Source organism: Roseicyclus sp., assembly GCF_052168335.1.
Lineage (GTDB): Bacteria > Pseudomonadota > Alphaproteobacteria > Rhodobacterales > Rhodobacteraceae > Roseibacterium.
Window position 1 is genome coordinate 1 of the sequence record NZ_JBQLZP010000588.1, and the last position, 9644, is coordinate 9644.

The window sequence follows — 9644 nt, forward strand, 5'->3', positions numbered from 1 at the left end:
GGTCGATCCCGAAGGCCGCCGCCACCTCCACCAGTTCGCCCTGTGGCGCGGGACCGAAGATGAAATCCGCCGGAAGCACGAGGTTCCCGTCGCTCAGCGTGACGAGCTCGGCCTCGCCCAGTGCGAGCCGCTCGGCCGCGAAGGCGGTTCTCGGCAGGAGCGCGGCCGACGCCGTCATGGCGAGGCAGGTGCGTCGGGTGATGATCGGCATTGGTTCGTCCTCCCTGTCGGCCGCGCGCGGCGGCCCCGTCATATTCACATTTCACGATATGACGCGCGGCAAAGGATTGGAACAGCCCTCAGCGCCCGCGGACCGTCACGGCGAATTGCCTCTGTGCGCCCTCGGGCGGCGGGGGGAAGGGCGCCGCGCCCTGGACGTGCGAGACGGCGAGACGGTCGAAGGCGGCATCGCCCGAGGAGCGGACGACCCCGATGGCCGACAAGCCTCCGCCGGGGGCGATGGTGAAGCCGATCACCGCCTCGCCCCGGACGCCGCCGGGGGGGCGGGGCAGGCGGCCGAGGTGGCGGTTCACCCGCTCGGGGTAGCGCGCGGCTTCGCGCCCGCCATCGCCCGGCTCGGCTGCGGGTGGCGCCGGGCGCGGGGCCGCGGCGGCCTGAGCGGGGACCGGTGCGGGGGTCTGTGCGGGGGCCGGGGACGTCGATCCCGGTGCTCCTGCGGCGGGACGGGATGGGGCCTCGGCCGTCGCGGTCCGGGCCATGTCCGGCATCGCGATACGCGGGCGCTGCGGCGGACGCGGGCTGAGGACCGGAGCGGCGTCCGACCCCGTGGCGTCCGATCCGCGCACCTGCTCGGTGGTGGCGACAGGCGGCGTCGCAGTGGCCACCGCCGCCGTCGAAACATCGGCCTGCACGGCGGAGACGCCCCTCACGGCGGAACCCGGGTCCGCGGCGGCGACCGGACGCGCGGCAGGGGTCGCGGCATTGGCGGACGTGGCGGCAACCGCGCGCGTGGCCGAGGTCGCGCTTGCCGCGGTCACGGGCGGCGGAGCCGAAGCCGCCACCCTCTCGACCGGTGGCGCCGCCGCGGCGCTCGCCTCCGGCGCAGTGGCGGCGGGAATGCGCGCGGCATGGGCCTCGAAGCTCTGCCCCGCGACCGCGATCCGGGCGGGGCCCTCCGGCGCGCCGCCCTCCGACAGGCCGGGGGCGAGGCCCGCGATCAGCGCCCCGTGGACCGCCAGCGACGCCGCCACCGCGCCGAGCCATGCCCCGCGCACGCTCATCGCAAGGCCCTTTCCGTGACGATGCGCACCTCGGTCGCGCCCGCTTCCCTCAGGCGGGCGACGATTCCGACGAGACGGGCGGCGGGAAGGTCGCGGTCCGGCACGATGCGGAGGGCTTCTCCCGGATGCGTCGCAAGGCGCTCCTGCACGTAGTCCTCCGGCGTGCCTTCGGTGCCCCCGAAAACGAGCGTGCCATCCGCAAGGATCACCGCGGCATCGGGCGGCGGGGCGGCGTCGAGCGCTTCGGCCTCGATCAGCGTGAGATCGCCGGGCAGCGGTCGGGCGACGGTCCCGGCCACGAGCAGGAAGATGAGCAGCAGGAACACGACGTTCATCAGCGCGATGAGCGGCTCGGCCCGCCGCCGTCCCTTCGGCTGGGAGAGGCGCCTGTCAAGGGGGACAGCCCGCATCATTCCAGCACCGTGACCGAGAGCCAGCCCAATGGCCGCAGCAGCGCGAGGAGGTCGACGAGCCGCTGCGACGAGACCCCGGGACCGAGGGTCACGAAAACGGGCACCGCGCCGCCGTCGTCGGGTCGGAACGGGGCGAGTGCCTCGGGAAGACCCTCCACCGGGTGCGGCGTGCCGTTCACCGTCGCGGCCTCCGCCCCCAGCCGCAGGACGACCGGCGGCGCCCCCTCCATCGCCGTCGCGGCGGAGGCGCCCGGCGCGAGGACGAGTTCGCCGTAGCGGGTGAAGGTCGAGCTCAGAAGGAAGAACAGGAGCAGGATGAAGATGACGTCGATCAGCGACGTCAGCGCGAGCGACCGCCGCCGCAAGCTGCCCCGGTCACGACGCATCGGCGAGGTCCATCGGGCGGGCGCTCCCCTCCGGGCGCTCGAAGAAGGCCTCGATGGCGAGGTCCGCCATCAGCCTGTCGGCGGCCGACCTGCTCTCGAGCCAGGTCAGCGCGAGCGATGTCGGCATGGCGATGGCGAGGCCGCCCGCCGTGGTCAGGAGCGCGACCCAGATGCCGCCCGCGAGCGCCGAGGGATCGACGGACTGGCCCGCCTCCTGCAACGCCTGGAAAGCGTCGATCATGCCGAGCACGGTGCCGAAGAGGCCGAGAAGCGGCGCGATCTGCGCGATGCTGTCGAGCAGCCGGAAACCGCCCTCGACCCGCGCCAGCGCCGCCTCCCCCTCGGCCAGCAGCCGCGCGCGTCCGCCCTCGCCGGCGCGCAGGGCCTTCAGGAACAACGGTGCGAGGTGGTTCGGGCTTTTTCCGAGGGACGCGGCGGCGGCGGCGGCGTTCCCCGCATCGAAGGCCCTGATGGCGGCCTCGATCTCGCCGTGGCGCCCGACGCCGGAGCCGCGGAACTGGATGATCTTGTAGATGAATACGCTGAGCGCGAGGATCGACAGCAGCAGCAGCAGCGCCACCACCGGACCGCCGAGGTCGAGAAGCGAGAGGAGGCGGTCCTGCATGGCCTAGCCCAGAAGCTCCACGTCGACGCGGCTGGTCAGGCCGAGGGCCTCGCCGCAGGAGGCGGGGCCGACGCAGTCCGAGACGCCGTTGACGAGGACGCGGCCGAGCGCCTCGCAGGACAGCCCCGCCACGTCGAACTGCCGCACGCGCGGAACGCCATCGGGGAGTGCGCCGAATTCGAAGAGGGTCAGCCGCTCGACCACCCCCTCCCTGTCGATGAGCACCGTCTCGAGCGTCAGCGCCTCGACATCCGCCCCCAGGCCGTTCTCGGCGAGAAAGGTCAGACGGCAGGCGCCCTCGATCTGGTCGATCCGGTTGAGCTCGAGCGACAGGCCGTCCGGCGCGGACTGCGCCTGCGCCGCCGCGGTCCAAAGCGCGGCGAGAAGTGTGCAGAGACTGGCGGTCAGGCGCATCGTGTTCCCTCCGGCGTCGGCCCTCGAGCGGTCCCTTGCTCCACGAACCGGCGCAACTATGCAACCCGTGCGGGCGAGGGGGCGGCGGAATGCGGCATGCGCCGGGCGATCCGCGCCCACTTGACTTCGGTTCTGGATCGATCCAGAAGAATTGGAACGATCCAGAACGTGAGGGAGGCACCATGCGCTGGGGACTGATCGGGGCGAGCAACATCGCGGCCGCGCACATGATGGCCGCGATCCGCGCCAACGGGGGCGAGATCGTCTCGGTCCTCAGCGCTTCGCCCGAGCGTGCCCGCACCTATGCCGACGAGCACGGCATCCCGGAGGGCCATTCCGACCTCGACGCGCTTCTCGCGGGCGACATCGACGCCGTTTACATCTCCACGACCAACGAGAAGCACTTCGCGCAGGCCATGGCAGCCATCGCGGCGGGCAAGCACGTGCTCTGCGAGAAGCCGCTCGCCATGAACGTGGCCGACGCCGTCACGATGGTGCGTGCGGCGGCCGATGCGGGGCTCGCCTTCGGGACGAATCACCATCTCCGGAACGCGGGCAGCCACATCGCGATCCGAGACCTGATCGCCTCGGGCCGGATCGGCGACGTGCTGTCCGCGCGCGTGATGCATGCCGTCTACCTGCCGCCGCACCTCCAGGGCTGGCGCATCGACAACCCCGCGGCGGGCGGCGGCGTGATCCCCGACATCGTTGTCCACGATGCCGACACCGTGCGCTTCCACCTCGGCGAGGACCCGGCCGAGGTCGTCGCGATGCAGACGACCTCCGGCATGGGGCAGGGCGTCGAGGACGGCGTCATGTCGGTCTGGCAGATGCCGTCCGGCGCGACCGTGATGGCGCACGAGGCCTTCACACACCGCTTCGCGGGAACGGGGCTCGAGATCCACGGCACGAAGGGCTCGATCCGCGCGCGTGGCGTGATGACCCAGCGACCCGTGGGCGAGGTGATCCTCACGACCGAGGCGGGAGAGGAGGCGATCGGCTTCTCCGACCACAACCTCTACATCCGCTCCATCGGCCTGTTCGTCGAGGCCTGTGCGGGCAAGGGGCGTCCCGCCGCGGATGGCGTCGACGGGGTCAAGTCCCTCGCCGTCGCCGCTGCGGTGGCCGAGGCCGCCCGGACCGGCCAGCGCACCGCAGTCGACTACGGAGGGATCTGAGCCATGGGCAAGCACGTGAGCCTGTCCGAGGCCGCTGCCCGCATCGCGGACGGGGCGGTCATCACCGTCTCCTCCTCCTCCGCGCTCGGCTGCCCCGACGCGATGCTCGCCGCCATCGGCGCGCGCTTCGACGCGGAAGGGCATCCCCGGAACCTCACGACGCTCCACCCCATCGCGGCGGGCGACATGTACGGCGTGAAGGGCGTGGACCATATCGCGAAGGACGGGCTTCTCTCCGTCATCATCGCGGGCTCCTACCCCTCAGGCCCCTCGTCGCTGCCGATGCCCGAGATCTGGCGCATGGTGACGGAGGACCGCGTCGCCGCCTACAACGTGCCTTCCGGCATCATGTTCGACATGCACCGGGACGTCGCCGCGCGGCGGCCCGGCGTGCTGACGAAGGTGGGGCTCGAGACCTTCGTGGACCCGATCCGCGAGGGCTGTGCGATGAACGCGCGCGCCGCCGCCCGGCCCATCGTCTCGCGCGTGGAGTTCGGCGGGGACACCTGGCTCCACTTCCCCAACATCGTGCCGGATGTCGCGATCATCCGCGCGACCACGGCGGACGAGACGGGGAACCTGACCTACGAGCACGAGGGCGCCTATCTGGGTGCGCTCGACCAGGCCATCGCCGTGCGCAACCACGGCGGCCTCGTCATCGCGCAGGTCAAGCGCATGACGGCAGCGGGCTCGCTCAGGCCGCATGACGTGCATGTGCCGGGCCATCTGGTCGATCTGATCGTGGTCGCGCCGGACCAGAAGCAGACGACCGGGACGGATTACGACCCCGCCATCTCGGGCGAGATCATGCGGCCCTGGGACAGCTTCACGCTGGCCGAGCACGGCGTGGAGAAGGTCATCGCTCGCCGCGCTGCGATGGAGCTCGGGCGCGGCATGACCGCGAACCTCGGCTTCGGCATCTCGGCCATGGTGCCGCGCATTCTTCTGGAAGAAGGCCATGCCCGCGCCGTCACCTGGGCCATCGAGCAGGGCGCGGTGGGGGGCATGCCGCTGACCGGCTTCGCCTTCGGCTGCGCCTCCAACGCGGATGCCTTCGTGCCCTCGCCGAACCAGTTCACCTACTTTCAGGGCGGCGGGTTCGACGTGACCTTCCTCTCCTTCCTCGAGGTGGACGTGGAGGGGAACGTCAACGTCTCCAAGCTCGGCAAGAAGCCCTACCTGACGGCTGGCTGCGGCGGCTTCGTGGACATCACCGCGCACGCCAGGAAGATCGTCTTCTCGGGCTTCTTCGAGGCGGGCGCCGAGATCGACCTGACGGACGACGCGCTCCGGATCGCGAAGCCCGGCAAGTTCACCAAGATGGTCCCGGCGGCGGAGCACGTGACCTTCGCCGGGCAGCGCGCGCTGCGCACCGGGCAGGACGTGCTCTACGTGACCGAGCGCTGCGTCATGCGGCTGACCGAGGACGGCTTGGTCGCCACCGAGATCATGCCGGGCATCGAGCCCGAGCGCGACATCGTGGCGGCGAGCGAGGGGCGCGTCTCGGTCTCGGAGAACGCCACTCTCATGCCGGCGACGCTCCTGCGCGACGCACCGATGGGGCTGACGCCATGAGCCGTGTCGATCTGCACATCGAGGGACCGTTCGCGCGGCTCCACCTGAACAATCCGTCCAAGCTCAACGCCTTCACGCCCGAGATGCTGCGCGAGCTCGAGGCGCACTGCGACACCATCGAGAACGACCTCGCGATCCGCGGCGTGATCCTCTCGGCCGAGGGCGAACGCGCGTTCTGCGCCGGGGCCGACATCATCGGCTGGGGCGCGCTGTCGCCGACCGATTTCGCGCGCCACTGGGTGCGGCTCGGGCACCGCGTCTTCGACCGGCTGGCGCGTCTGTCGAAGCCGACGATCGCCGCGATCCAGGGCCACGCCTTCGGCGGCGGGCTCGAGCTCGCTACCGCCTGCGACATCCGCGTGATGGCGCCCAGGGCGACGCTCGCGCTGCCGGAGGCGCAGGTGGGCATCGTGCCGGGCTGGTCGGGGACGCAGCGCCTCGCGCGGCTGCTGCCGGAGGCCGTGCTGAAGGAAATGGCGCTCTTCGGGCGGAGGCTTGGCGCCGAGCGCGCCCATGCGCTGGGTTTCGTGGCCGAGGTGGCGGAGGACCCGCTGGCCGTGGCCCGCGACATGGCCGAGGGCCTCCTGAAGGCCGCGCCCCGTGCGCACGAGGTGGCGAAGTACCAGATCCACGCCGCGTTGGGCGAGGATCGCGCCGCCATGATCGAGGCGCTGGGCGGCGGCATGATCGCCGCCACCGAGGACAAGGCCGAGGGCGTCGCCGCCTTCTCGGAAAAACGCAAGCCCGAGTTCGGGGGACGCTGATGACCGGACTGACCCTCATCCCTTCGAGCGGCGCGGCGCTGCCGGCCGAGCCTTTCCGCGCGCGCCACCTGATCGGCGGCGCCTGGCGCGACAGCGTGGACGGCGCGGTCTCCGAGCGGCGTTCCCCCGCCCACGGCGTTCCGGTCAGCATCGCCGCGAAGGGCGGCCAGCCCGACGTGGAGGCCGCCATCGCCGCAGCACGGGCAACCTTCGACGCGGGGACATGGTCGCGTGCGTCGGGCAAGGATCGCGCGGCGCTCCTCCTCGGGGTCGCCGACCTCATCGAGCGCGAGATCGACCGCGTCGCGTTGATCGAGACGCTGGAATCGGGCAAGCCGATCACGCAGGCGAAGGGCGAGATCGCGGGTGCGGCCGACCTCTGGCGCTATGCCGCCGCGCTCGCGCGCACGATGCACGGCGACAGCCACAACACGCTCGGCCCCGACATGCTGGGCCTCGTCCTGAAGGAACCCATCGGCGTCGCGGGCATCATCTGCCCCTGGAACTTCCCCTTCCTGATCGTCAGCCAGAAACTGCCCTTCGCGCTCGCCGCCGGCTGCACTGCGGTGGTGAAGCCGTCCGAACTCACGCCGTCTTCGACGGTGATCCTCGGAGAACTTCTACAAGAAGCGGGGCTGCCCGCCGGTGTCGTCAACATCGTTCTCGGCTACGGCGATCCGGTGGGCGCCGCGCTGTCCACGCACACGGACGTCGACATGGTGTCCTTCACCGGCTCCACCGCCGTGGGCAAGCGTATCGTGGCCGCGGCGAGCGGGACGCTGAAGAAGGTCAGCCTCGAGCTCGGCGGAAAGAACCCGCAGGTGGTCTTTCCCGACGCGGACCTCGACGAGGCCGCCGACGCGATCACCTTCGGCGTCCATTTCAACGCCGGGGAATGCTGCAACTCCGGCAGCCGCGTGATCGTCCACGATGACGTGGCCGAGGCGCTGGTCGCCAGGGTCGTGGCGTTGTCGCAGAAGGTGCCGTTCGGCGACCCGCTCGACCCGCGCACGCAGGTCGGCGCGATCATCTCGCCCGAGCACCTCGCCAAGATCGACGGCTACGTCAGGGACGCGCAGGCGGCGGGCGCGGGCGTGGCCCTCGGCGGTGCCGCGCTGTCGCCCGGGGGACTGTCGGGCCAGTTCTACCAGCCCACCATCGTCACAGACGTCACCCCCGCCATGCCCATCGCGACCGAGGAGGTCTTCGGCCCCGTGCTCTCGGTCCTCACCTTCCGCGACACCGACGAGGCCATCGCGCTGGCGAATTCGGCCAGCTACGGCCTCTCGGCCGGGGTCTGGAGCCGGGATGTCTCGACCTGCCTCGACTTCGCGCGGAGGGTCCAGGCGGGCACCGTCTGGACGAACACCTGGATGGACGGTTTTTCCGAGCTGCCCTTCGGCGGGGTCAAGCAATCGGGGCAGGGGCGCGAACTCGGGCGCTACGGGCTCGAGGAATACCTCGAGGTCAAGACGGTGCAGATGCGCATCGGCGCCACACGCGCACGTTGGGTGGCATGATGTCAGGCGCCCGTCACCTCGCCGGGCTTGAAGAGCACGTTCAGCCGATCCGGCGGCTCGCCCGCGATCCGGCGGAGCAGCATCTCGGCCATGGCGCGGCCGGTCGCGCGGAGGTCCTCGAAGACCGTGTCGATCCGCGGGCGGATGTTGTCGAAGATCGGAGAAGCGCGCTTGGCCACGATATCGGCGTCTATACCCGGCACCAGCCCCGCATCCGTCAGCGCCGCCATGGTGACCAGCGCCGTGACCTCGCCGACGCAGACGAAGCCGTCCGGCGCGTCCCGACCGCGCAGAAGATCGGCGAGTGCCGCCGCGATGTGGCTCCGGTCCGAATCGAGGTTTATCCCGGGAACCGTCTCGTGGCCGACGCAGGCCTCGCGCGCGGCGGAAACGAAGCCGTAGCGCAGGTGCTGGGCGAAGGTGAAGCGCTCGTCGGGCAGGATCATGCTGAGGCGCCGCCGCCCCTTGCCGACCAGCCGGGCCACGGCCTGCCGCGCGAAGGCCTCGTTGTCGAAATCGACGAAGGGGTGGGGCGTCGTGAACTCCGTCCGGCCGTGGCTGACGAAGGGGAAATCCGCCTCGAGCAGCATCCGCACGCGGGGGTCGAAGCATTCCGTCCGCGTGAACAGGAGCCCGTCGGCGAGGTTGTTGCGCAGGATCGTGCGCACCGGCGCGAGGCGGTCCTCGCCGGGGTCGTCCGGCACCACCGTGACCGAATAGCCTGTGCCGCGAAGCGTCTCGGTGATGCCTGCGAGGAACTCGTGGGTGAAGCCGAGAAACTCGTGCTCGGTGTTCAGGAGCAGCGTGATGACCTGCGTGCGGCCCGTCCGCAGCCTGCGCGCGGCGCGGTCCGGAACGTAACCCAGCCGTGTCGCGGCAGCGGCCACCGTGGCCCGCGTGCTCGCCGCGATTCGCGGATCGTCGGCGAGCGCGCGGGAGACCGTGGCCACGGAGAACCCCGTCGCCTGCGCGACCGTGCGCAGCGTGGGCTTCTCGCCCGTGGCGAGGGCCGGTCCGGTGTCTGTCTCGCGCGGCATCCAGGCTGCTCGCCCCTTGATTGCATCGGCGACCATCATGCCGGGAATTTCAAACGTTTCAATACCCGTTCCTTGCTGCGACCGCGTCGCTGCGGTGCAGAAAACGCCAAGGTTTACAACGGCGTCAGAAATTCACTACGTTGTAGACGCAACAATTGAGGGTTGACTTCGCGCAGATTTATAACGTTTCACTAAGCAAGACCAAGACGAAACCTGGTCGAAAGGGAGGACCGAAATGACCATGACCAGAAGACTTCAGATGAGTGCAGCCGTCCTGGCGCTGTCCACCTCGGTGGCCGCAGCGCAGGGCGTCGAGGTGCTGCACTGGTGGACCTCGGGCGGCGAGGCCGCGGCGCTCAACGTCCTCAAGCAGGACCTCGAGGGCCAGGGCGTCGCCTGGACCGACATGCCCGTCGCGGGCGGCGGCGGCTCGGACGCCATGACCGTTCTGCGCGCGCGCGTGACCGCGGGCGACCCGGCGGCCGCCGTGC

General features: G+C 71.0%; 10 protein-coding genes and 2 pseudogenes. 5 read left to right on the forward strand and 7 right to left on the reverse strand.

What is annotated here, in order from left to right; translation table 11 throughout:
• The 6 genes and pseudogenes from ACTS11_RS18010 to ACTS11_RS18035 form a co-directional block, all read right to left on the reverse strand.
• Nucleotides 1-211: pseudogene (locus ACTS11_RS18010) on the reverse strand (MBL fold metallo-hydrolase); the annotation flags it as partial.
• 88 nt (nt 212-299) lie between these two features.
• Nucleotides 300-1241: a TonB family protein gene (locus tag ACTS11_RS18015; protein WP_442641673.1), complete on the reverse strand. Its 942-nt coding sequence runs from the start codon at nt 1239-1241 to the stop codon at nt 300-302.
• Entirely contained in the window at nt 1238-1576 is a 339-nt protein-coding gene (locus ACTS11_RS18020; RefSeq protein WP_442641674.1) for an ExbD/TolR family protein, read from the reverse strand. Before ACTS11_RS18020 ends, ACTS11_RS18015 begins: the two co-directional genes overlap by 4 nt.
• A 74-nt stretch (nt 1577-1650) precedes the next feature.
• Nucleotides 1651-2040, reverse strand: coding sequence for a biopolymer transporter ExbD (locus tag ACTS11_RS18025; protein WP_442641675.1), 390 nt, complete (start codon nt 2038-2040; stop codon nt 1651-1653).
• Nucleotides 2030-2665 carry a MotA/TolQ/ExbB proton channel family protein gene (locus ACTS11_RS18030; RefSeq protein WP_442641676.1) on the reverse strand — a complete coding sequence of 212 codons (636 nt, stop codon included), beginning with the start codon at nt 2663-2665 and terminating at the stop codon, nt 2030-2032. The genes ACTS11_RS18025 and ACTS11_RS18030 overlap by 11 nt, the downstream gene beginning before the upstream one ends.
• A gap of 3 nt (nt 2666-2668) precedes the next feature.
• Nucleotides 2669-3079 (reverse strand): hypothetical protein, encoded by a 411-nt coding sequence (locus ACTS11_RS18035; RefSeq protein WP_442641677.1) that lies wholly within the window; start codon nt 3077-3079, stop codon nt 2669-2671.
• Between the two features lie 182 nt (nt 3080-3261).
• Between ACTS11_RS18035 and ACTS11_RS18040 the strand changes: the two genes are divergently transcribed.
• The 4 genes from ACTS11_RS18040 to ACTS11_RS18055 are packed head-to-tail and all read left to right on the forward strand — an operon-like array spanning nt 3262 to nt 8116.
• Complete coding sequence (locus ACTS11_RS18040; RefSeq protein WP_442641678.1) at nt 3262-4257, forward strand: Gfo/Idh/MocA family protein; 996 nt, start codon at nt 3262-3264, stop codon at nt 4255-4257.
• 3 nt (nt 4258-4260) lie between these two features.
• Nucleotides 4261-5832 carry an acyl CoA:acetate/3-ketoacid CoA transferase gene (locus ACTS11_RS18045; RefSeq protein ID WP_442641679.1) on the forward strand — a complete coding sequence of 524 codons (1572 nt, stop codon included), beginning with the start codon at nt 4261-4263 and terminating at the stop codon, nt 5830-5832.
• Nucleotides 5829-6596: an enoyl-CoA hydratase/isomerase family protein gene (locus tag ACTS11_RS18050; RefSeq protein WP_442641680.1), complete on the forward strand. Its 768-nt coding sequence runs from the start codon at nt 5829-5831 to the stop codon at nt 6594-6596. Before ACTS11_RS18045 ends, ACTS11_RS18050 begins: the two co-directional genes overlap by 4 nt.
• Nucleotides 6596-8116 (forward strand): aldehyde dehydrogenase family protein, encoded by a 1521-nt coding sequence (locus ACTS11_RS18055; protein WP_442641681.1) that lies wholly within the window; start codon nt 6596-6598, stop codon nt 8114-8116. The genes ACTS11_RS18050 and ACTS11_RS18055 overlap by 1 nt, the downstream gene beginning before the upstream one ends.
• 2 nt (nt 8117-8118) lie before the next feature.
• On the opposite strand, the gene ACTS11_RS18060 is transcribed toward ACTS11_RS18055, so the two are convergent.
• On the reverse strand, nt 8119-9153 hold the full coding sequence (locus ACTS11_RS18060; protein WP_442641682.1) for a LacI family transcriptional regulator: 1035 nt from the start codon (nt 9151-9153) through the stop codon (nt 8119-8121).
• Between the two features lie 259 nt (nt 9154-9412).
• On the opposite strand from ACTS11_RS18060, the pseudogene ACTS11_RS18065 reads away from it, so the two are divergent.
• Nucleotides 9413-9644 (forward strand): annotated as a pseudogene (locus ACTS11_RS18065) (sugar ABC transporter substrate-binding protein); the annotation flags it as partial.

What these genes read in the sequence shown, in the direction of transcription:
- ACTS11_RS18045 (WP_442641679.1), top strand. Translation starts at nt 4,261, where the DNA reads ATGGGCAAGCACGTGAGCCTGTCCGAGGCCGCTGCCCGCATCGCGGAC.
- ACTS11_RS18055 (WP_442641681.1), top strand. Translation starts at nt 6,596, where the DNA reads ATGACCGGACTGACCCTCATCCCTTCGAGCGGCGCGGCGCTGCCGGCC.
- ACTS11_RS18025 (WP_442641675.1), bottom strand. Translation starts at nt 2,040, where the DNA reads ATGCGTCGTGACCGGGGCAGCTTGCGGCGGCGGTCGCTCGCGCTGACG.
- ACTS11_RS18035 (WP_442641677.1), bottom strand. Translation starts at nt 3,079, where the DNA reads ATGCGCCTGACCGCCAGTCTCTGCACACTTCTCGCCGCGCTTTGGACC.
- ACTS11_RS18040 (WP_442641678.1), top strand. Translation starts at nt 3,262, where the DNA reads ATGCGCTGGGGACTGATCGGGGCGAGCAACATCGCGGCCGCGCACATG.
- ACTS11_RS18020 (WP_442641674.1), bottom strand. Translation starts at nt 1,576, where the DNA reads ATGAACGTCGTGTTCCTGCTGCTCATCTTCCTGCTCGTGGCCGGGACC.
- ACTS11_RS18050 (WP_442641680.1), top strand. Translation starts at nt 5,829, where the DNA reads ATGAGCCGTGTCGATCTGCACATCGAGGGACCGTTCGCGCGGCTCCAC.
- ACTS11_RS18030 (WP_442641676.1), bottom strand. Translation starts at nt 2,665, where the DNA reads ATGCAGGACCGCCTCCTCTCGCTTCTCGACCTCGGCGGTCCGGTGGTG.
- ACTS11_RS18015 (WP_442641673.1), bottom strand. Translation starts at nt 1,241, where the DNA reads ATGAGCGTGCGCGGGGCATGGCTCGGCGCGGTGGCGGCGTCGCTGGCG.
- ACTS11_RS18060 (WP_442641682.1), bottom strand. Translation starts at nt 9,153, where the DNA reads ATGCCGCGCGAGACAGACACCGGACCGGCCCTCGCCACGGGCGAGAAG.